Annotated in this window: 20 protein-coding genes, 2 tRNA genes and 1 pseudogene; 8 read left to right on the top strand and 15 right to left on the bottom strand. The window is 71.3% G+C overall.

The window, feature by feature from the left end; translation table 11 throughout:
- The first annotated feature begins 7 nt into the window (after positions 1–7).
- Both pheA and serS read left to right on the top strand, forming a co-directional pair.
- Complete coding sequence (pheA, locus tag IEY93_RS18955) at positions 8–928, top strand: prephenate dehydratase (RefSeq protein WP_189164415.1); 921 nt, start codon at positions 8–10, stop codon at positions 926–928.
- Positions 929–982: 54 nt separating this feature from the next.
- Positions 983–2,242, top strand: coding sequence for a serine--tRNA ligase (gene serS, locus IEY93_RS18950; protein ID WP_189164414.1), 1,260 nt, complete (start codon positions 983–985; stop codon positions 2,240–2,242).
- A gap of 172 nt (positions 2,243–2,414) precedes the next feature.
- Here serS and IEY93_RS18945 read toward each other — a convergent pair whose 3' ends face one another.
- Positions 2,415–2,618: a cold-shock protein gene (locus IEY93_RS18945; protein ID WP_189164413.1), complete on the bottom strand. Its 204-nt coding sequence runs from the start codon at positions 2,616–2,618 to the stop codon at positions 2,415–2,417.
- A 237-nt stretch (positions 2,619–2,855) separates the two neighbouring features.
- On the opposite strand from IEY93_RS18945, the gene IEY93_RS18940 reads away from it, so the two are divergent.
- Complete coding sequence (locus tag IEY93_RS18940) at positions 2,856–3,653, top strand: HAD family hydrolase (RefSeq protein ID WP_189164412.1); 798 nt, start codon at positions 2,856–2,858, stop codon at positions 3,651–3,653.
- A gap of 99 nt (positions 3,654–3,752) precedes the next feature.
- Here the strand turns inward: IEY93_RS18940 and IEY93_RS18935 are convergent, their stop codons facing one another.
- Both IEY93_RS18935 and IEY93_RS18930 read right to left on the bottom strand, forming a co-directional pair.
- Positions 3,753–4,277 carry a bacterial proteasome activator family protein gene (locus tag IEY93_RS18935; RefSeq protein ID WP_189164411.1) on the bottom strand — a complete coding sequence of 175 codons (525 nt, stop codon included), beginning with the start codon at positions 4,275–4,277 and terminating at the stop codon, positions 3,753–3,755.
- A gap of 15 nt (positions 4,278–4,292) precedes the next feature.
- Positions 4,293–5,249: an NAD(P)H-quinone oxidoreductase gene (locus IEY93_RS18930; protein WP_189164410.1), complete on the bottom strand. Its 957-nt coding sequence runs from the start codon at positions 5,247–5,249 to the stop codon at positions 4,293–4,295.
- A 114-nt stretch (positions 5,250–5,363) separates the two neighbouring features.
- On the opposite strand from IEY93_RS18930, the gene IEY93_RS18925 reads away from it, so the two are divergent.
- Positions 5,364–7,841, top strand: a complete 2,478-nt coding sequence (locus tag IEY93_RS18925) for a nucleotide-binding protein (RefSeq protein ID WP_229691257.1) — start codon at positions 5,364–5,366, stop codon at positions 7,839–7,841.
- A gap of 30 nt (positions 7,842–7,871) precedes the next feature.
- Here the strand turns inward: IEY93_RS18925 and IEY93_RS18920 are convergent.
- From IEY93_RS18920 to IEY93_RS18900, 5 genes are all read right to left on the bottom strand, one after another.
- Positions 7,872–7,961 (bottom strand) — tRNA-Ser (locus IEY93_RS18920).
- 71 nt (positions 7,962–8,032) lie between these two features.
- On the bottom strand, positions 8,033–8,785 hold the full coding sequence (locus IEY93_RS18915) for a TIGR03943 family putative permease subunit (RefSeq protein WP_189164409.1): 753 nt from the start codon (positions 8,783–8,785) through the stop codon (positions 8,033–8,035).
- 5 nt (positions 8,786–8,790) lie between these two features.
- The gene (locus IEY93_RS18910) at positions 8,791–9,819 is read right to left on the bottom strand and encodes a permease (protein WP_189164408.1); all 1,029 of its coding nucleotides are present in this window, start codon (positions 9,817–9,819) and stop codon (positions 8,791–8,793) included.
- A 255-nt stretch (positions 9,820–10,074) separates the two neighbouring features.
- Positions 10,075–10,953: an NUDIX hydrolase gene (locus IEY93_RS18905; RefSeq protein WP_189164407.1), complete on the bottom strand. Its 879-nt coding sequence runs from the start codon at positions 10,951–10,953 to the stop codon at positions 10,075–10,077.
- A 306-nt stretch (positions 10,954–11,259) separates the two neighbouring features.
- Positions 11,260–12,057: a M15 family metallopeptidase gene (locus tag IEY93_RS18900; protein ID WP_189164406.1), complete on the bottom strand. Its 798-nt coding sequence runs from the start codon at positions 12,055–12,057 to the stop codon at positions 11,260–11,262.
- 336 nt (positions 12,058–12,393) lie between these two features.
- On the opposite strand from IEY93_RS18900, the gene IEY93_RS18895 reads away from it, so the two are divergent.
- A complete protein-coding gene (locus IEY93_RS18895; protein ID WP_189164405.1) occupies positions 12,394–13,575 on the top strand; it encodes an ATP-binding protein in 1,182 nt (393 codons plus the stop codon).
- A 184-nt stretch (positions 13,576–13,759) separates the two neighbouring features.
- Here IEY93_RS18895 and IEY93_RS18890 read toward each other — a convergent pair whose 3' ends face one another.
- Both IEY93_RS18890 and IEY93_RS18885 read right to left on the bottom strand, forming a co-directional pair.
- The gene (locus IEY93_RS18890; RefSeq protein WP_189164404.1) at positions 13,760–14,752 is read right to left on the bottom strand and encodes a MauE/DoxX family redox-associated membrane protein; all 993 of its coding nucleotides are present in this window, start codon (positions 14,750–14,752) and stop codon (positions 13,760–13,762) included.
- 10 nt (positions 14,753–14,762) lie between these two features.
- Positions 14,763–15,704, bottom strand: coding sequence for a hypothetical protein (locus tag IEY93_RS18885; RefSeq protein ID WP_189164403.1), 942 nt, complete (start codon positions 15,702–15,704; stop codon positions 14,763–14,765).
- 286 nt (positions 15,705–15,990) lie between these two features.
- Here IEY93_RS18885 and IEY93_RS18880 point away from each other — a divergent pair, with 286 nt between their 5' ends.
- Positions 15,991–16,509, top strand: a complete 519-nt coding sequence (locus IEY93_RS18880) for a SigE family RNA polymerase sigma factor (protein ID WP_189164402.1) — start codon at positions 15,991–15,993, stop codon at positions 16,507–16,509.
- Positions 16,510–16,748: 239 nt separating this feature from the next.
- On the opposite strand, the gene IEY93_RS18875 is transcribed toward IEY93_RS18880, so the two are convergent.
- Positions 16,749–17,243: a MarR family winged helix-turn-helix transcriptional regulator gene (locus IEY93_RS18875; RefSeq protein ID WP_229691256.1), complete on the bottom strand. Its 495-nt coding sequence runs from the start codon at positions 17,241–17,243 to the stop codon at positions 16,749–16,751.
- 111 nt (positions 17,244–17,354) lie between these two features.
- Between IEY93_RS18875 and IEY93_RS18870 the strand changes: the two genes are divergently transcribed.
- On the top strand, positions 17,355–17,918 hold the full coding sequence (locus IEY93_RS18870) for a YceI family protein (RefSeq protein ID WP_189164401.1): 564 nt from the start codon (positions 17,355–17,357) through the stop codon (positions 17,916–17,918).
- A 388-nt stretch (positions 17,919–18,306) separates the two neighbouring features.
- Positions 18,307–18,396, top strand: a tRNA-Ser gene (locus tag IEY93_RS18865).
- Between the two features lie 73 nt (positions 18,397–18,469).
- On the opposite strand, the gene IEY93_RS39370 is transcribed toward IEY93_RS18865, so the two are convergent.
- The 4 genes and pseudogenes from IEY93_RS39370 to IEY93_RS18850 form a co-directional block, all read right to left on the bottom strand.
- The gene (locus IEY93_RS39370; protein ID WP_268241569.1) at positions 18,470–18,616 is read right to left on the bottom strand and encodes a tyrosine-type recombinase/integrase; all 147 of its coding nucleotides are present in this window, start codon (positions 18,614–18,616) and stop codon (positions 18,470–18,472) included.
- Positions 18,617–18,632: 16 nt separating this feature from the next.
- A pseudogene (locus tag IEY93_RS39760) lies at positions 18,633–18,887 on the bottom strand (tyrosine-type recombinase/integrase); the annotation flags it as partial.
- 825 nt (positions 18,888–19,712) lie between these two features.
- Positions 19,713–20,135 carry a hypothetical protein gene (locus IEY93_RS18855; protein ID WP_189164399.1) on the bottom strand — a complete coding sequence of 141 codons (423 nt, stop codon included), beginning with the start codon at positions 20,133–20,135 and terminating at the stop codon, positions 19,713–19,715.
- 36 nt (positions 20,136–20,171) lie between these two features.
- Positions 20,172–20,507: a carboxymuconolactone decarboxylase family protein gene (locus IEY93_RS18850; protein WP_189164398.1), complete on the bottom strand. Its 336-nt coding sequence runs from the start codon at positions 20,505–20,507 to the stop codon at positions 20,172–20,174.
- Positions 20,508–20,651: the final 144 nt, after the last annotated feature.

The raw sequence follows: 20,651 nt of genomic DNA, 5'->3' as shown, positions 1-20,651 counted from the left end.
GACTGGTATGCCGAAACTCGCCTACCTGGGCCCGCAGGGCACGTTCTGCGAAGCCGCCCTGCGGATCCTCGTGCCGGGCGGCGAGCGTCTGCCCTGCGCCAACGTCACGGCGGCGCTGGACGCGGCCCGGTCGGGTGAGGCCGACGGCGCCGTCGTCCCCCTGGAGAACTCCGTCGAAGGCGCGATCACCGTCACGCTCGACGAGCTGGCCTGGGGTGAGCCGCTGCTGATCACCGCCGAGCTGCTGCTGCCCGTCGAGTTCTCGCTGCTGGTGCGGCCGGGCACCGAGATGGCGCACATCAAGCGGGTCTACACCCACCCGGCCGCGATCACGCAGTGCCGCAACTTCCTGGCCCGTGAGCTGCCCGACGCCGTGGTGGTCGCCGCGCCGTCCACGGCGGCGGCCGCCCAGGAGGTCTCCATGGAGGACTCCCCGTACGACGCGGCCATCGGCCCGGCGATCGCGGGCGAGCACTACGGCCTGCACGAGCTGGCCTCCAGCATGGGCGACCGCGACGACACCGTCACGAGGTTCGTCCGGGTGTCGCGTCCCGGGGTGCTGCCCGAGCCCACCGGGGCCGACCGCACGTCCCTGGTGGCCTTCCTGCGCGACGACCACCCGGGCGCGCTGCTCGAAATGCTGAGCGAGTTCTCGGTGCGCGGGGTCAACCTGACGCGCATCGAGTCACGCCCGACCGGCGACGGCATCGGTCACTACTTCTTCCACTTCGACGCCGAGGGGCACGTCGCCGAGGCCCGGGTCGGCGAGGCGCTGTCCGGCCTGCACCGGTTGAGCGCCGACGTGCGCTTCCTGGGCAGCTACCCGCGGGCCGACCGTGTCTCGCCCCAGCTCAGGAGCGGCACCACCGACCCCGACTTCTCCGAGGCCGCCGACTGGATCGCGCGGATCCGCTCCGGCCGGGTCTGAAGCCGGGGCCGATAGGCGCGCGAGCGCGGCTCGGACATCGGTAGCCTTTGTTACGTGATTGACCTGCGTACCCTTCGTGAGGACCCCGACCGGCTACGGGCGTCGCAGCGTGCCCGCGGGGAGGACGACTCCGTCGTCGCCACGCTGCTCGACCTTGACGAGCGCCGTCGTGGCGCGCTGACCGCCTACGAGTCACTGCGCGCCGAGCAGAAGAGCGTCGGCAAGTCGGTCTCCACGTCCTCCGGCGACGAGCGGGCCGTGCTGCTGGCGCGCGCCAAGGAGCTCGCCGCCGCGGTGAAGGGCGCCGAGGCCGAGGCCGAGAAGCTCGCCAAGCGGCTCGACGAGCTGGTGATGTCCGTGCCGAACATCATCGAGGACGCCCCGCCCGGCGGTGAGGACGACTACGTCGTGCTGGAGGAGGTCGGCGAGAAGCCCTCCTTCGACTTCACCCCGCGCGACCATCTGGAGCTGGGCGAGCTGCTCGGCGCGATCGACACCGAGCGCGGCGCCAAGGTGTCGGGCGCGCGGTTCTTCTTCCTGACCGGGGTGGGCGCCCGGCTGCAGCTCGGCCTGCTCAACATGGCGATGCAGCAGGCCATCGAGGTCGGCTTCACCCCGATGATCACTCCGGTGCTGCTGAAGCCCGAGGCGATGGCCGGCACCGGCTTCCTCGGCTCGCACGCCTCCGAGGTGTACCGCCTGGAGGCCGACGACCTCTACCTCGTCGGCACCTCCGAGGCGCCCATGGCGGCCTACCACTGGAACGAGATCCTCGACGGCGGGTCGCTGCCGCGGCGCTACGCGGGCTGGTCGTCCTGCTTCCGGCGCGAGGCCGGTTCGTACGGCAAGGACACCCGGGGCATCATCCGGGTCCACCAGTTCGACAAGGTGGAGATGTTCTCCTACTGCCGTCCCGAGGACGCCGCGGAGGAGCACCAGCGGCTGCTCGCCTGGGAGAAGGAGATGCTGGCCAAGGTCGAGCTGCCGTACCGCGTGATCGACACGGCGGCGGGCGACCTCGGGTCGAGCGCGGCGCGCAAGTTCGACTGCGAGGCGTGGCTGCCGACGCAGAGCCGCTACCTGGAGCTGACCTCGACGTCGAACTGCACGGAGTTCCAGGCCAGGCGGCTGGCCGTGCGCTATCGGGACGGTGAGGAGAAGCCGCGGACCGTCGCGACGCTCAACGGCACGCTCGCGACCACCCGGTGGATCGTCGCCATCCTGGAGAACCACCAGCAGGCCGACGGCTCGGTGGTGGTGCCCAAGGCACTGCGGCCGTATGTCGGACTGGACGTCCTAGAGCCGGTCAAGTAGGCATTCTCTGCAAGTAAGCCGCTTATCGCCCTGATAGCGATAAGCGGCTTACTCTTAGACTTCTGTGACGTATGTCCGCTTTGTCAGAGCAGGTGAAGTTTTCCCATTGTCCGGCACATGACACGGAGGCGGGGTTCGCTCTGCGCGAACCCCGCCTCCGGTGTGTCGGCGGTCAGACTGCGCGGACCTGCGAGGCCTGCGGGCCCTTCTGCCCCTGCGTGACCTCGAACTCGACGCGCTGGCCGTCTTCGAGGCTGCGGTAGCCGTTCCCGACGATCTCGGAGAAGTGCACGAACACGTCCGGAGCGTCACCGTCCGGAGCGATGAAGCCGTAGCCCTTCTCGGCGTTGAACCACTTGACGGTTCCCTGAGCCATTAAAGCTCTCCCTGCAATTGATCTTGGGGTTCACACCTCGCGAACCCCGGGTTGTGTCGCACAGCTTCCCGGGGCCGTTCAGACAGTCAAGCTGGTTCTGCACATCGGGTTCAGCTAATACAACGCCATCACATCTAACACCATCAGAGCGCCTTTGTTCCCCCCTCCCGGCCAGAAACTTTTACTCCCAGGGCTGACGCAGGGCTCCGGCTAACACAGGGCAAACTAGAGGTTGTTATGGTCAGCACCAGACTCATCGCCACCGACCTGGACGGCACCGCCCTGCGCTCCGACGGCAGCGTCTCCCCGCGCACCGCCGCCGCCTTCTCGCTCGTCGAACGCGCGGGCGCGACGCTCGTGTTCGTCACCGGCAGGCCGCCTCGATGGATGGGCAACGTCGCCGGCGCGGTGCGCCACCGCGGGCTCGCCATCTGCGCCAACGGCGCGCTGGTGTACGACCTGCACACCGAGCGCATCGTCGAGTCCCATCTCATCGAGCCCGGCGTGCTCTCCGAGGCCGTCGGCCGGCTCAGAGACCGCATCCCGGAGCTGAGCTTCTCCGTGGAGTACGAAGGGGGCTTCGCCCACGAAAGCGGCTTCCGGCTCGACAGCTGGGACAGCAGAGAGCTCTCAGGGATCCGCGTGGAGATGTCCGCGCTGACCGCGCGGCCCGGCGCCAAGCTCCTGGCCTTCCACCGCGACATGGACCCCGACATCCTGCACGCGCTGGTGGACGACACGGTGGGCGACCTGCTGACCGCGACGCACTCCAGCGGCCGGGCGCTGATCGAGATGAGCGCGCAGGGGGTCACCAAGGCCAGTGCGCTCGCGACCCTGGCCGAGCGGCACCTCGTCGTCGCCGAGGAGGTGGTGGCGTTCGGGGACATGCCGAACGACCTGCCGATGCTGAGCTGGGCGGGCACGTCCTACGCCGTCGCCAACGCCCACCCCCACGTGCTGGCCGCCGTCACGCACGTGACGGCGGCCAATGACGAGGACGGCGTGGCGATCATCCTGGAGAAGATCTTCGGCTGACCCGCGGGCCACGGCGGCCGTGTCGCCCGTCGCAGGACGGGACGGCGCCGCCCGCGGGCCCGCACCGGGGCCCGCGAGGCGATCGTCAGGTGAGGACCGTCACAGGTAGGGGCCGGAGCCGCGGGGCGGCTGGTGGTCCTCCTGGGCGGAGAGGCCGCCGGGCAGCGCGCGGCGCATCTGCTCGAGCTGGGCCCGCGCGGCCATCTGCTGGGCGAACAGCGTGGTCTGGATCCCGTGGAACAGACCCTCCAGCCAGCCGACGAGCTGCGCGTGCGCCACCCGCAGTTCCGCGTCACTCGGGGTGCCGCTGTCATCGCTGAACGGCAGGGTCAGCCGTTCGAGCTCGTCCACCAGCTCGGGGGCCAGGCCCTCCTCGAGCTCCTTGATCGAGCTCTGGTGGATCTCTTTCAGCCGCTTGCGGCTGGCTTCGTCCAGGGGCGCGGCCCGGACCTCCTCCAGCAACTGGCGGATCATGCTGCCGATGCGCATGACCTTGGCAGGCTGCTCGACCAGCTCGGCCACGGAGCGCTCCTGCTGCTGCTCACCGCCGTCGGCGTCGCCCTCGACCGAGAGGCCGCTCGGGCCGACGACCACGATGTGCGGGCTGCTTCCCTCAGCGTTCATGTCATTCAACCTAGCTCACCTGGCCAACAGGACTTTGCCGATGTGCTCCCCGGATTCGAGCGTCCGATGGGCCCGCGCCGCCTCGGCCATGGGAACGACCGCGTGGACGACCGGCCGGACCGCCCCGGAGCTCACCAGGGGCCACACATTTTCCCGCACACCGCGCACGATCACTCCCTTCTCCGCGACCGGCCGGCCGCGCAGCGTGGTGCCGTACACCGAGGCGCGCTTCGCCAGCAGCGCGCCGAGGTCGAGCTCGCCCTTGGTGCCGCCCTGCAGGCCGATCACCACGAGCCTGCCGCCGATGGCGAGCGCCGCGATGTTCCCGGGGAGGTACTTCGCGCCGATGATGTCGAGGATGACGTCCGCCTGGACCTTCGCGGCGAAGTCCTCCTCCCGGTAGTTGATCGCCTCGTCCGCGCCGAGCTCCAGGCAGCGCGCGGCCTTCTCGGCCGAGCCGGCCGTGACGACGACGCGCGAGCCGAACGCCTTGGCGAGCTGGAGGGCGAACGTGCCGATGCCGCTGGCGCCGCCGTGGACCAGCAGCGTCTCACCGCGCCGCAGCCGGCCCACCATGAAGACGTTCGACCACACCGTGCAGGCGACCTCGGGCAGTGCCGCGGCCTCCACCAGCGACACCCCGTCAGGCACGGGCAGCACCTGCTCCCAGGGGACGGCGACCTTCTCGGCGTAGCCTCCGCCGGCCAGCAGCGCGCAGACCTCGTCGCCGGGGGAGAAGCCCTCGACGTCCGCACCGACCTCGGTGACCACCCCGGAGCATTCCATCCCCAGCACGTCGGACGCGCCGGGCGGGGGCGGGTAGAACCCCTGGCGCTGCAACAGGTCGGCGCGGTTCAGGCCCGCGGCGGCGACCTCGATCAGCACTTCGCCTGGTGCGGGGCGAGGATCGGGGACCTCACGCCACTCCAGCACCTCTGGCCCACCGGCCCGGGATATCGCGATCGCGTGCATGTGCCCAAACTATCCGGGTAGCCAACTCGGCGGTTGGCCGCGTTGGCCGTGATAGCGGGCGGTAATCTTCATTCTATTTGCTGCCCCTTTAGCCCAGTCCCGAGGGGGAACACGGTGGCAAGACACGATCGTGAAGATCCGCATTCCCTCGAAGAGCAGCTGGCCTGGCTGGACGCGATCAAGGAGAACGAGGATCCACCCGTCCCGGTGACCGCCACCGCGGACGACACCGTCGTCTCGCCGTACCCCAAGGACCCCTGGTCCATGGTGCCGCCGGAGCCGCCCGCCCCGGCGTCGCCGCTGTTCCGGGCCGCGGGCGACCCGGCGAACGGCGCCGGACGCGTCGACGAGGGGCCGGCGCTCCGTTCCGACGGTGACACGCGCGAGGTGCGCCCGCCGGCGGGCGGCGGGCTCGGCACCGGCCCGTGGACGCCGCCGGCGCTTCCCGGCACCCCCCCGTCCGCGTCGCCCGCCGGCCTTGCGGACAAGCCCGCCTTCGCCGCGCCCATCACCGCGCCGTCCGAGCCGCTGGCGCGCGCCGACACCGCCGTCTCCGGCACGGGCGCGTTCGAGCACCCGGCCACCGGCGACACGGCCGCGTTCGGTGAGCGTCCCGCTTCCCCGAGCGCCGGCGCGTTCGGGGAACGTTCCGGCCTCTCCTCCGGCACGGGGGCCTTCGGGGAGCATCCTGCTTCCTCGCCGGGTACGGGCGCGTTCGGGGAGCGTCCTGCCTCCGCTTCAGGGACGGGCGCGTTCGGCGAGCCCTCGGGTTCCGCGCCGGGTATCGGCGCCTCCGGATCCTCCCCCGGCACGGGCACGTTCGGCGAACGCCCTGCTTCCCCGTCGGGTACGGGCACGTTCGGCGAGCTTCCTGCTTCTTCGTCGGGAACGGGCGCGTTCGGCGAGCGGGCCGCGAAGCCGGGCAAGGAGGCCGTCGGCGACGACACCGACAGCTTCACCTTCGGCCCGCTCACCGGCAAGCCGGGGGCCGCTCCGTCGGCCGGCTGGCTCTCCCCGGAGCCCCTCGCCGCCAAGCCGGAGCCGGCCGCCCCGCGCGAGGAGGCCGCCCCGGAGGCGACCGGCGAGCAGCAGCCGGTGCGCGGCTGGCTGGAGGCCGCGGTCCCGGCCGCCGAGCCCACCGAGAGCGGGCCGCAGGAGCGGTTCGGCGCCTTCGCCACCGGGTCCGCCCCCTCGGGCACCGACACCGAGGACGTCGTCGTGCCCCGCGCAGAGCAGGGGCCGTACGAGCAGGTGACCGAGAAGGTCACCCCGCCCGCCGGCCGCGAGGTGGCGTCCGCCGCCGGGCCGATCACCGCGGAGCCCCCGTCGGCACCCGATTCCGCCGCGACTCCTGGGTCCGCCGAGGCGCCGCCCGGTGCCACGGCTCCCGGGTCCGGCGGTGACGCCGCGGTGTCCGGGCCGCCCGCTGCGGGGCAGCAGGTGTCCGGCATCACCGCGCACCGGCCGCCGTCCCCGGCCGCCGAGTCCCTGGTGCCCGAGCAGGCCCCCGAGGAGCGCGAGCCGTACCGTGCGCGCCGCAGGCAGACCGGTGCGCCCACGCACCCCGCGCCGTCCTCGCAGCCGGACTTCGGCGCCCCGGCGCGTCCGGCGGGCGGCAAGGCGGCGCTCGCCCAGGCCGCGACCGGTGCCCGGCAGACCGCCGACAGCCTCGACCCGGTCTCGCTGCTGCGCGGACGCAGGAACGCGCCGGTGAGCGGCTGGCGCAAGATCGTCTTCAAGGCGTCCGCCGGGCTGATCAAGCCGGGCGAGTCGCCGGAGGTCCGCCGCCGCCGCGAGCTGGTGGGCCGGGCCCGCACTCCGGTGGCCACCGGTCACCACCGGGTGGCCGTCCTCAGCCTCAAGGGCGGCGTCGGCAAGACCACGACGACCGTCGGGCTGGGCGCCACGCTGGCCTCCGTCCGCGGCGACCGGGTCATCGCCGTCGACGCCAACCCCGACCGTGGCACCCTGTCGGACAAGCTCGAGCTGGAGACCTCGGCGACCGTCCGCGACCTGCTCAACGAGCGGCAGCAGATCAAGCGCTATGTGGACATCCGCGCCTTCACCTCACAGGCCCCGTCGCGGCTGGAGATCCTCGCCTCCGACCGCGACCCCTCGGTGTCGGAGGCGTTCAGCGCGGCCGACTACCAGGCGGTCGCCCAGGTGCTGGAGAACTTCTACTCCATCTGCCTGACCGACTGCGGCACCGGCCTGCTGCACTCGGCGATGTCGGGTGTCCTCGGGCTGGCCGACCAGCTCGTTCTGGTCAGCTCGCCCTCGGTGGACGGCGCGCGGGCCGCGTCCGCGACCCTCGACTGGCTGGAGGCCCACCACTACGGCGACCTGGTGAAGGCCGCGACGGTGGTGCTGTGCAGCGTGCGCCCCCGCTCGAAGTCCAAGGTGGACCTCGACCGGCTGGAGGCGCACTTCGCGGCACGCTGCCGGGCGGTCATCAGGGTGCCCTACGACCCGCACCTGGAGGAGGGCGCCGAGATCGATCTCGACCGTCTGCAGCCCGCCACCCGTGAGGCGTACCTGCTGCTGGCGGCCTCGGTGGGTGACGGCTTCGGCGTGCAGAGCAACGGCATCTGAGCGCCCGAGGGCGGCCTCGGGGGAGGCCGGTGGCGGAGGGTGTGGGATTCGAACCCACGAGGCCGTCGCCGACCTGGCCGCTTTCAAGGCGGCTGCACTCGTCCACTATGCGAACCCTCCAGTGCGACACCAACGATAGCGGTGCCCGGCGGCCGTCCGCTCGCGAGTGGCCGCCCTCGCGGGGGCCCCGCCTACTCGTACGGCTCGGCCGGGCGGGTGACCTTGGTCAGCGCGGTGGCCGTCAGCGCCGGGGCGACCGTCCCCTTGGGCAGCTCTTCGTACGGGGTGGCGACCCAGGTGCCGGTCACCTCCACCCAGGTGTCCGGACGCGGCGCGGGCGCACCGACCACGGCGACCTTCAATGGGAAGGCGTCGGCGGCGCAGCACCGCAGTTGCATCCGGGTGAGGTACCACTGGTCCTTCTTCTCGGCCGGCACCGCGAACCCGGTGAGCCTGACCCGCCGGCCGGCGAGTGAGCGTCCTCTGTTGCTCCAGGCCCGGCCGATGAACTCCCCGATCGGCATGGCCGTGGCCCGGTCCGCGGCGAGCGCGGCGTACCCGGTGGAGGCCGCGGGCGGGCGGGGGACCGGCGCGGCCTCCTGCCGGGCCGCGGCGAACGACCCGAGGGCCGGCGGGCTGATCAGGAAGATCGCCACGACCGGGAGGCAGAGCAGCCAGGCCACCCGCGGCCCGCGCGCGTGCCCGTGACTCCCCGCAGGGTCCTCCCCGTCCAAGGAATCGTGGCCGTCCTTGCCGGGGGGCGCGTGGTACGGCCTGCGCCACTCCTCGGCCAGCCCGAGGAGGCCGAGCACGAGCAGGACCGCCCCGGCCAGGACGAGTGGCACCCGGAACCCGGGCTTGACGTAGTTCAGGTACAGGTCGGAGAAGGCCGAGACGCGCAGCAGCGCCCCGCCGAGCAGGGTGAGCACGAGGCTCTGGGCCATACGGTTCACAGCAGCACCCATCCCACCAGCACGCTGACCGCGATGGCGAGCGTGAACGTCAGCGGGACGAACCGGGCCGCGAAGGCCCGTCCGAACGTCCCCGCCTGCAGGGCGATCAGCTTCAGGTCGACCATCGGACCGACCACCATGAAGGCCAGCCTGGCGGTCGGGGAGAAGCCCGTGAGCGAGGCGGCGACGAAGGCGTCCGCCTCCGAGCAGATCGAGAGCACGACGGCGAGCGCCGCCAGGACCAGCACCGACAGCCAGGGGTTGTCGGCGACCGCGGCCAGCCAGGACCGCGGGACCACCACGTTGAGCGTCGCCGCGGTGAGCCCGCCGACCACCAGGAAGCCGCCCGCGTGCAGGAAGTCGTGCCGCATCGCCGACAGGAACGCCGCCCGCCGCGAGGAGCCGCCGGTGGTGGCGGCGTCGGGGACGCGCAGCAGCCCGGGCCGGCCGAGCAGTTGCCAGGCCCAGCCGGCCAGCACGGCGACGGCGAGCGAGGCGGCGAAGCGGGCGAGCACGATGAGCGGCTCGCCGGGGAACGCCACGGCCGTCGCCACGAGCACGACCGGGTTGATCGCCGGGGAGGCCAGCAGGAAGGCCAGCGCCGCCGACGGGGTGACCCCGCGGGACATCAGGGAGGACGCCACGGGCACGGAGGCGCACTCGCACCCGGGCAGCACCAGCCCGGCCGCGCCGGCGACGGGCACGGCCGCGTACGGGTGGCCCGGCAGCGCCCGGCGGAAGAAGGACGGCGGGACGAAGGCCGTGATCGCCGCGGACAGCGTGACGCCGAGCACCAGGAACGGGATCGCCTGTACGCAGATCGCCACGAAGATCGTCGACCAGGTGCTGAGCGCCGGCGCGGTCAGGTGCGGCGACAGCAGCAGGTTTCCGATCAGCAGGAAGCCGCCCAGTGCGGCGAACACCCAGGGCAGCACCTGCGCTTCGGGCGCGCGTCGTCCCCACGTCGGAGGAGGCACCGGACCGTCCGGCTCCGCGGCCCAGTCGAGGGTGGTTCGATCACTCATCAGTAATTGAGGCTATTTCCGGATGTGGGGGATATGAGGGAAAAGTGCGTCGAGATTCGCTTCGAAGCCTTGACGCTACCTGAATGCGGGCCGGTGCTCCGGCGTTCCCGCCGGGGGTGAAGGCCCGCGCGGGAGTGCCCGCCGGGCGGGCGGACAGGTTGAACGCCCGTGGAGACCGGGTAAGACCACCGCTCGCGGTGGCACAGGCCGACGAACAGGCTGAACCCCCGGCCTTCACATCAGGCCGGGAGCACGTCAAACCGCTGAGAGTTGCCGCAGGAGCCATCCGGGCCCGGCGACCTCGGCCCCGAACTCGGCGACCCGCCGGCGCAGCTCGCGGTCGGCGGTGACGACCAGCACCGGAACCCACGGCCGGCCCTCGCGACTCTCGCGGACCGCCGCGACGATCGCGTCGTCCCCACTGCCCGGCGCGTCGAGCACGGTCACCGCGCCCTCCGGCGCGAGGCCCCTGGCCGCCCCCTCGACGATCATCATGACCCGGGGGAACCACATCTCGGGCGCCGGGAAACCCTCAGGGGGACGCAGGCCACGCTCCACCAGCCGTTCGACGTCCGCCAGCAGCCGCCGCGCCGCGCCGGCCCGGTCGCGCCACCACCCGTGCTCGGCGCGCGCCCCCACGATGTTGGCGGCGTCCAGCACCACCACCGACGGCGGCAGCGCCGGCCTGATCGCCGGCCAGGTCTCGGCGAAGCCCGGGTGCAGCTCCTCGTCGCGGATCGCGTCGGCGGGCAGCCACCGCAGGTCGGTGCTCTCGTCGTTCGCCGGGGCGGCCGGCAGCAGCGCGTCCGCCTCGGCGATCACGGTCTGGAACGACCAGCCGCCGTGGTCGTCGACGTAGACGCCGAGCACGCGCAGGCTCGCGCCGTCCAGTGTGGCCTCCTCCGAGGCCTCGCGCAGGGCGCCGGTCACGGCGTCCTCGTGGCTGTCCAGCGCTCCGCCGGGCAGGCCCCACGTCCCGCCGTGATGGCTCCACCACACGCGCTTCTGCATGAGGACGTGCGGTGTGCCGCCCGCGTCGTAGTGCACGGCGAGCAGCCCTGAGGCCCCGTGCAGCCCCCAGTGCCGGTGACCGCGCCCGCACAGCGCCCACCCGTCGCCGTCCCGTGCCGCCATGTCTCCATCCTGCCCGAGCCGCGCCCCTCCCGCCGCCGTACGACACCACGCCGGGGCTCGGGCCGCGGCCACCCGGGGCCCTGCCTCGGGTGCCACCCCGCATGGCGCCGGCGGTTACTCCGAGTGCGCCCCGACGTCGCGCCGCCGGCCTGTCCGGATCGCCGTTCGCCGGGCTCAGGACCGCCGGCCTCCAACGGCGATGGACGTAATCTCCCCGGTCCGGCCGCCCTATGACACCCTTCGTCTCGCGGGGCGGCCGCTCCCTGCGAGCTCGCACGGACGCTGTCCGCCGCACCGGTCCGGCGGTCAGCCGCCGCCCTTGCTGAAGTGCTGGTAGTCCTTGGCGCCGTTGAAGTAGCCACCCCACTCCCAGCCGTACCGCTCGAACAGCCGCACCACCCGGTCACCGGGGTTGATCACGCCCGGCCTGTCCAGCGGCCGGTCGGCGAAGCGCCGGGCGTTGTCGTGCGCGACCGACCCGTCCGGCTCCACCCACGGGTTCTCCCTGGGGTTCAGGTCGATGGCCTTGCCGTAGGAGTGCTTGGACCAACTGCTGGACCCGGCCACCTTGCGGCAGTTGAACGCCGAGGTGTTGGCCGCCTCGATGGAGTCGAAGTCGCTGCCCTTGTAGACGTCCACCGGCTCCATGCGCGCGATGGGGTAGCGCCAGCGGTAGAGCTGCCGGAACACCGCCACCACGTCATCGGTGACCTCGCGGTTGACGATCAGTTCGCCAGTGTGCGCCTTCTTGTCGAAGCCCCAGTACGTCATGGTGACCTTCCGCAGGCCGCTCACCGGCACCGGGCAGCCGGGCCGCCACGAGTGGTCAAGTTGCCCGGCGGTCACCGCCGAGACCTTGGCGGTGAAGGCCGGTGGTCCGGCCGGCGACGGACTGGGCGAGGGACTCGGCGACGGCGGCGCAGGGCTCTCGGAGGTCTCCGGGCTCTCCGGAGCCGGCGGCGTGCTCCCGTCGGGAGAACCGATGGCAGAGGGCGGATCTTCGGCCGCGCCGGAGCCGGTGGCGCCCCCGCACGCGGCCACGGTGGCCGACGCGCAGGCCAGCAGCAACAGGCTCAGGCGACGGCGGTTCGCTGTCTGAGGCATACGTCAGGGTAAGGGCACCGGGCGGCCGCTCGTGACGCAATTGTGATGTGGGTCGGCCATGGCGGGGCCGGTGGACCGGACGACACTCGCGCCGCGTGTTCCCTGCCGAAAACCTCGCGCACATGTTCGAGGAGACGCTACAGTACTCGGCATCGGATCGAACACGGGTTCGGTCCGGCGGGCTCGGGCGAAGGGTGGTGTGCCATGGCGTTGCTCTCTCCGCCCGTCCGGCAGACGTCCGCGCGGCCCGCTGCCCGCCCGCATGCCGCGACACGCCGTAGGTCTTTCTACGGAAATCTAGGACGGCCGCTATATCCGGTCATACAGTCCGAGAGCGTGGACCCCGTGCGCAATCCCTACGCCCCCGGTGCGGGGCAGCGCCCTCCGGAGCTCGCCGGGCGTGATCGTGAGCTGCAACAGTTCGAGGTCGTGCTGGAGCGGGTGGCCCGTGGCCGTCCCGAGCGCAGCATGGTCCTCACGGGGCTGCGCGGTGTCGGCAAGACCGTGCTGCTCAACACCTTCAAGTCCATGGCCATGCAGCGTCTCTGGGGCACCGGCAAGATCGAGGCCCGCCCCGAGCAGTCCATCCGCCGTCCGGTCGCCGCCGCGTTGCACATGGCGATCCGCGAGCTGGCCCCCCGCCACCGTGCCCCTGAGCGCATCGAGGAGTTCCTCGGCGTGCTCAAGGCGTTCGCGATGCGCGACCCCAGCGCGGCGAAGGGCACCTCGCACTGGTCGCCCGCCATCGACGTGCCCGCCGGCCGCGGCCGGGCCGACTCCGGTGATCTTGAGATCGACCTGACCGAGCTGTTCGTGGACGCCGCCTCCGTGGCCACCGACCTCGGCGTAGGGGTGGCCCTGTTCATCGACGAGATGCAGGACATCCAGGCGTCCGACATCTCGGCCCTGTGCGCGGCCTGTCACGAGCTGTCACAAAGCGGCGGCCCGCTGATCGTCGTCGGGGCCGGCCTGCCCCATCTGCCGAGCGTGCTCAGCGCCAGCAAGAGCTATTCCGAGCGCCTGTTCCGCTACGCCCGCATCGACCGGCTCGATCGTGCGGCCGCCGACCTCGCGCTCATCGCCCCCGCCGCGCGCGAGGAGGTCGAGTTCACCCCCGAGGCGCTCGACGCCCTCTACGAGGCGGCCGACGGCTATCCGTACTTCGTCCAGGCGTACGGCAAGGTCGCCTGGGACCTCGCGCCCAAGACCCCCATCACGGCCGACGACATCAGGGTCGCGGCGCCCGAGGCCGAGGAGGAGCTCGCCGTCGGCTTCTTCGGCAGCAGGTACGAACGCGCCACCCCCGCCGAGCGCGACTACATGCACGCGATGGCCTCGGTCGGGGACGAGCCGGTGCCCACCTCCGAGGTCGCCGAGCTGCTGGGCCGCAAGCCGTCCAGCCTCTCCCCGGCCCGCGACAGCCTCATCAAGAAAGGGCTCATCTTCAGCGCCGAGCGCGGCCTGATCGCCTTCACGGTGCCGCACTTCGGCAGGTTCCTCCGGGCGCAGCCGTTGTAGCCGCTGCCGGACCCCAGACCGGGCGCGGCGTCGCCGCCGTGCTCCATCGATCTCTCTACGGCTTTCTAGAGGGGAAGCTAGAGAGTCGTAGAGAGTTGAATCGGCACCGTGGTGGCCGGCCCGGCCGGGCCGGCCACCACGGCGGCCGTTGCCTCGCGGTGTGCATGGGAAGATCTAGGGCTTTCTAGTGTCTGCCCGATACGCCGATAGATTCCTGGAGACGGCCGTCCCCGGGGCTGCCGGACCCCTCCGCCGCCCCCGTCGTACCTGCCGCCCGCGCCCCCTCGGCAGGCCCGGACGCGTGGGCGGTGCCCGGCGTGCCGCCCGTGCCGATCGTCCCGGCCGTGCTCGTCGCGCCGTCCGCGCCCACCACCGCCACCCGCACCGGTGGCCGCCGTCCGCTGAGGTAGACCGCGAAGACCACCTCCGCCCCCGCTGTCGCCTTGATCCGGTAGACGAAGAACCGCCAGCACAGCTCGCGCCAGGTGTCCACCGGCTGGTCGGACTCCAGCATCGGCAGGTGCGACCGCCACTCGGCGCTCGCCCGAAGGCGGGAGACGGTCCGCGCCACCGGCACGGCCCGCTGCTCGCACGGCGCGCGATAGCGCACGCGGGCGATCGTCTCGCTCACCTCGGGCGACAGCACCACCAGCAGGGCGAGGCCGGCGCCGAACGCGACGGCCAGTTCCAGCGAGGCCCGCGCCGCCAGGTCAGCGCCGGACACCGGGACGAGCGTGACGAGCACCGCCATGCCGGCCAGCGCGGTGGCCCGGCCGATGGACCGCAGCCCCACCGGGGTGCCGCTCGCCTCGCCGAAGCACCCGCACCCCACGTCCGGCCGCCGCCTGCGCAGTTCCCACAGCACGTAGGTGGCCACCGAGAAGAACGCGACCGTCCCCCACCGGGGCAGCGGGTGGCGGGTGAACAGCAAGCCCGCGGCCAGCACGCACTCTCCGCCGGCGCAGAACATCAAGAAGGGCTTGCGCCAGCGCTCGGGCATCAGCGCGCCAGGCCCGAGGCGGGCCAGCCCGCCCGGCTCGGCGTCGCTTCCGGCGGTCGCCATCTTGGCCGCGCCGCCGAGCACCAGGAGCAGGACGAGCAGTGCCAGCGCCGCGGTGGCGAAGGCCGGTACTTGCGGTAGCGCTGCCAGAACGGTGAGGTCTGTCATGTCTGCCATGTCTGCGCGGTCATCCCAATCCGACCCGGGCGTTGAAGCATCCGTTGGTGAGTTCGCCCCCGAGCTCGACAAAAGACAGTGGTGACAACTCGGCGATCCGCCCCCGTGGCGAGGTGCCGCACTCCACACACCGATCGCAGAACCGTCCCGCCATGCACCCGCACGCCACGATCGGCAGCACCGCGCCACGGCTCTCGCACACGTTCCCCACGTACAGCATCGAACCGAGTGCAAGGTACGGCAGGCCGGTGCACGACACGCCCGCGTCCTCGCACTCGGAATCGGCACGTTCCAGCATCGGGTACGCCACTCCGGCCTCGCCGTCGTCGAAGGCGTCCGACCAGGCGGCCGTCCCGGAGATCCTCGACTGGACCGCCCGGTAGGCCGGCGGCGGGGACGGCACGGAGGCGGCCCGGTAGGTGGGCTGCGAGGTCGCCGGCAGCGCCACCCGGGTCACGCCGTCCCGTCTGGTGCCGATGGCGTCGAAGAGGAAGCCCGGCTCGAACTGAGGATGCCGTACCCGGATGCGGCCGGAGGCGCCGTAGGGAACGACGACGTTCCGCGTGCCCCGGTGCGGGCCGCAGTCGAGCACGACCGTCAGGTCTCTGCCGTCCCGGCCCAGGGCGAGGATGACGCCGGTGACCCGGGTGATGTCGCCCCACAGACGCTCGGCCACCCGGCCCGACTGGCGGGCGCGGATCATGACCCGGGTCCCGGCGGGCAACTCGGCGGGTGCCGTGGGACGGCCGTGCCAGGCCGTGGCCCACGGCGCGATGACCAGGCGCTCCTCCTCGCCGTCCGGGTTCTCCAGGATGACCAGGTGCGGGCTGATGTCGATGATCTGTCCGGCGATGCCGGTCAACGCCGCCTGCCCGGGACTCTCCTCCGGCGACGTGGTGGTGGTACGACCGAGTGCGGCGGACGCCAGCGCATGGCGACGCTCAACTCCCATCGACCCCTCCGCCGTGAGTCCCCTCGTCCGTCCACCAGCGTCACACGAATTCCCGCCACCGCCGCTCGTGGCAGGGCGAGGAATTCCCCCCGGGGTGATCTGCGTAGCAAATTACCCACTCCCGGATGAAGTAGTCGACGCCTCAGCATGCCACGAGCCTGTGGCGATCTTTGCCGTCGCCGGGACGAAACCTGGGTGACGGATCAGCCGTATCAGGGCGTCCGGCTGCGATTCTGACGACGAGATCCGTTCCTTCATGGTCCTTCGTCAGGGCACCGGTGATCGCATGAGCGGTAAGGACGAGGAGTTCCGCGAGTACGTCGTCGCCCGCGGTCCGGCGCTGCTCCGCATGGCCTACCAGCTCACCGGCCAGCCCGCCGACGCCGAGGACCTCCTGCAGGCGGCCCTGGCGAAGACCTACCTGGCCTGGGAGCGCATCAACGACCGCGCGGCGCTCGACGGGTACGTGCGGCGGGCCATGGTGAACATCAACATCTCCTGGTGGCGGCGCAGGAAGCTCGAGGAGTACCCCTCGGAGGAACTGCCCGAGACCCCGGTGGGGGACGGCCCGACCCCGGGGCAGGTCCACGAACTGCTGGAGGACGCGATCAACCGCCTGCCGGCCCGCCAGCGCGCGGCGATCATGCTGCGGTACTACGAGGACATGACCGAGCCGGAGATCGCCCAGGCGCTGGGCGTCAGCATCGGTACCGTGAAGAGCACGGTGTCGCGGGCGATGGCGAAGCTGCGGGGCGATCTGGTCATCGCCGAGCCCGTTCGCGCGGAGGTCCAACCGCAGGTGTGACCCCCCGGGACCCACAGGCGCCCTCCCCTGCGCCCCTGTGGTCCTGGAGGCCCGAGCGCTGCGATCCGCAGGGCTCGGCGGGGGGAGCGTTTCGCCGGTGAACCGCGCGAACGCCGGTCGCGACGATCGCCGGGAGACGTCAGAACGTAGGCCGGTGGAGGAACCGGGCGAACGCCGCAGAAGCCCCAGAATAAACGTCGGGCGGAACGATTCGCTGGAGCCCGACAAACATGGAGAATTCAGTCGTGGGCCGCTCCTATCTCGTTCTGCGCCGTCGCGCCGGCCGTGGCGCACGGCCGTACGACGTCACGGATCACGCGCAGGGTGTCGAGCAGCTCGGTCAGCCGGTCGGGCGGCAGCAGACCGGTGAACCAGCGCTCGATGTCGTCCACGTGCCGGGGAAGGACGGCTTCGAGCCGGTCGACGCCCGCGTCTGTGAGCGTCGCGTAGGAGGCGCGGCGGTCGCTGGCACAGGCCACCCGCTCGACGAGACCCTCGCGCTCCAGGCGGTCGACCACGCGGGTCACTCCGCTGGTGGACAGCGAGGTCTGCGCCGCGAGGTCGCTCATGCGCAGCCGGCGGTTGGGGGACCGGTACAGCCGGATGAGCGTCTCGAAGTCGATGTCGGACATGTTGGCTTCGGTGAAGGCGGTGCGCATCTTGGCCATCAGGCCCGTGTACACCTCGGTGATGAGGCCCATCGCGGTGAGCCGGGGGTCGTCTTCAGGGATCACGCTCACAAGTCTAGACGACGATGGTTGACGGGAGGAATATTCCTCGTGTAGAAATCTGTTGCAGCAAACATCGCAGTCAGGCAAACCCCTAGTCCACGGAGGACGGCAAGTATGAGCATTCGCGAGTGGGAAGGCCTCTCCATCCCCACCCCCGGCACCTTCGACCTCGACGTGGCTCACACGCGGGTCGGCTTCGTCGCCAAGCACATGATGGTCAGCAAGGTCCGCGGCCGGTTCGGTGACTTCTCCGGCACCGTCACCATCGCCGAGAACCCCCTGGACTCGTCCGCCGAGCTCACCATCAAGACCGCCAGCATCGACACCGGCTCCGCCGACCGCGACGGCCACCTGCGCAGCGACGACTTCCTCGCGGTGGAGAAGTTCCCCGAGCTGACCTTCCGCAGCACCCGCGTGGCGAGCCACTCCGGCAACGAGCTCGTCGTCGTCGGCGACCTCACCATCCGTGAGGTCACCAAGGAGGTCACGCTCAAGGTCGAGTACGGCGGCGCCGGCGTCAACCCGTGGGGCGCCGAGCTCTTCGGCTTCGAGATCGAGACCGAGATCGAGCGCGAGGAGTTCGGTCTGACCTGGAACGTCGCCCTGGAGACCGGCGGCGTCCTGGTCGGCAAGAAGATCAAGATCGAGATCGAGGGCGAGGCTCAGCGCCGCGCCTGAGCAGGTGATCCACACCCTATGTCCACAACCTGTGGACAGAATGTGTGGGTAACCGCCTCCGCCTCCATGGACCCCAGGGCCGGCCCTGCACCGGCCCTGGCCCAGGGCGGGAGAGTGTGGCCGCCCCTACATGGGCGGTGACCGCGAACTCGCCGGGCGCTCGGCATCGACCGGCCGCGCGGGGGGAGCCGTACTCGTGGGCAGGACCCCCGCCCACAGCGCCGCAGACCGCCCAAAAGGCGACGGACGCGGCGCCCGCTCCGGGCGGACGAACCCGTCCTCGCGCGACATGTTCCACCGCTGAGCCGATTCCACTTTGCCGCCCAGCATCAAGGCCGGTACTCTGTGCTGAGCCAGTCGGGCCTCCCATAGCCCGCCTCGGCAACCAGGAGGCTTCGCCTAGTCAGGTCTATGGCGCCGCACTGCTAATGCGGTTTGGGTCTACAGCCCATCCGGGGTTCAAATCCCCGAGCCTCCGCAGGTCAGAGGCCCTCTCCCGAGATACGGGGAGAGGGCCTTTTTGATCTCTGAACCCTGTCGGGTTGCAGTTCTCACCCGTCACCCCAGAGGGCAGCTCCTATCCGGGTGCTCGCGTCTTGCATCAAGGTGCCGGCAACGTGGGTGTAGCGCTGAGTGGTGGTCACCCGCGCGTGACCGAGGATCTCCTGTACGACGCGGATATGGACACCCTGTTCCACAAGGAGTCCCGGCCGTGTGGCGAGCGTCGTGAAGTCGCGCGTCACGGACACCCGCTCGCTTCAGAAGCGCCTTCCACGCCTTGTAGTCCTCGCTCCGTTCCATCGGCTTGCCGTGCCGGGTGGCGAACACGAGATCGTGCTCTTCCCGCAGATCCCCCGCCTTCTCCCGCTCGGCCGCCTGCACATCGCGATGAGCCCGCAGGAGAGGCAGCAGTTCGGGAGGACATTGACGGGTGAGCTTGCTCCGCCCCTTGCGCTGCCGGAAGATCATGCCGCCGCCCGTGCGCTTGGAGCATCGGTCCGCATGACCGGTGCATCCCTTCGGGCATGTGCGCTTCGGGCAGACGTGACCGTGCCGCTTGCACACCTTGGGGCAGTCTCTCAACGACGGCTCAATCCGGGCTCTGGCACTGATTCCGTTTGCGCCGTGAGGTGCTGTTGATTCGAGTGGAGGTGGGAGATCTTCGCCGCCTGCTCTGTCGTAGCAGGGGGGTGGAGCTGGGGGCACCTGATCCGGGTGGTGCCGGGGAGGGTGGGAGCAGCCCTGACAAAGCCGGGACGTGCCAGCACTGCCAGATGGTGCGGGTTCGGCGAGCGGGATGGAGAGGAGTACGCGAGGAACCGGCGTTTACGTCTCTCAAAGAGACACCGGCTCGAACCTGGCGGATCAGGGCCGGAGGCGGCGCGCACCCATCGTCGTGACGGTGGTGGGGGACTCCCGGGGCGGTATACGGAAGCCGCTCAGGAGGCCATGGGGAAGGACTACGGCGTACCCATGGCGATGCCGCAGGGACACAGTCGGGCTCCTCCTTCATCGAGCGAATCACAGTGAACACGGGAACCGTGCCGGTTCTGCCCGCTGCTTGCGTCTCCAGCGCCAGGGTGCGGGCCGGGTGCATCGACCGCCGATCGGGCCGGGACGGGGCGGAGCCGCCGTAGTACTCCGAGGTCAGGAGAGCTGGCCACATGCCCGCGTTCCGCGTAATTCAGCGGCCTGGAGGTCCGAATCTGGGGTGTGAGCTGGGCTGACATGGGTGCGGCCGCCTGGAGGGCGTTTGTTAGGTGCCCGGGTGCGGTGACGATTTGCTGCCGAGGATCAGAGGTTTCCGCCTCTGTTGAGCCAGGCACCGGCTGCGGTCGTCGTCGGGCAGATGGTCACCGAGATGCTCATCATCGAGCGGCGCATCGTCGGCGTTGCCGAGCAATGATCGCCCTCGCCCCACGACGCCTCGATCGCGTCGGCCGCCGCACCATGCCCATCAAGATCAACGGTGGTTGCGTCGAGGCGCGGCGTGTGGTCGTCGGTCGGGGTGATTCGCCGTCCCGGCACCGGTGCGGCACGCGTTGGCGCACACGTCCACCGCGGAGCCGACCGGGCTGGAATCGGCGCCGCGACGGTGGCCGGAATCGGGGCGGACCGGCGTCCGAGAGTGCCGGCGAAAGCCAGTGCGGCGAGCAGCACCACTGCTGTGCCGTACTCGTAGGCGGCCCTCGCCACGCCGCCGCATACGACGACCACGCCGGCGACGATCGTCGGCAGACCGAAGCCGAGGAATCAGTCCAGGAGCGTGCGGGCCGCGATGGCCGAGGCGCTGATGGCGGCCGGGAAGCCCGCGTAGAACGCGATGTGCGTGATGATCGCCCCGAGCTCGGCCTGCGTCACACCGTTGTCGACGGCCCGCCGCAGCTGCGCAGGCAGCTCATCGGGGCGGTAGAGCGCCACGACCGCGGCGACGGTGGCGATACTGCGGTCCCGGGGACTCAGAGCAGGATCTGCCCACACCTCGTTGTACAGGGGGTTCTCCACCAGCTCGGTGAGGGCCGGAGTGAAGGCACGGGCCATTTCACGGGGCGACGGAGGTGTGGAAATCGGGTCGGGCTGCGTGGTCATCGTGAGCTCCGTGCCAGGGCGTGGCGCGCGATGCTCGCGGCGAACAGCGGTGTTTCCCGCCGATTGTGATCACCGGAGGCGGCCTGCCGTGCGGCCGCCGCCTCCTCGAAGGTGCCACCGTTCTTCTCGTTGAACTCCATGAAC

The sequence above is a fragment of the Sphaerisporangium melleum genome, from assembly GCF_014646695.1.
In the GTDB taxonomy this organism is placed as follows: domain Bacteria; phylum Actinomycetota; class Actinomycetes; order Streptosporangiales; family Streptosporangiaceae; genus Sphaerisporangium; species Sphaerisporangium melleum.
This window is presented reverse-complemented; position numbering and strand designations above follow the sequence as displayed.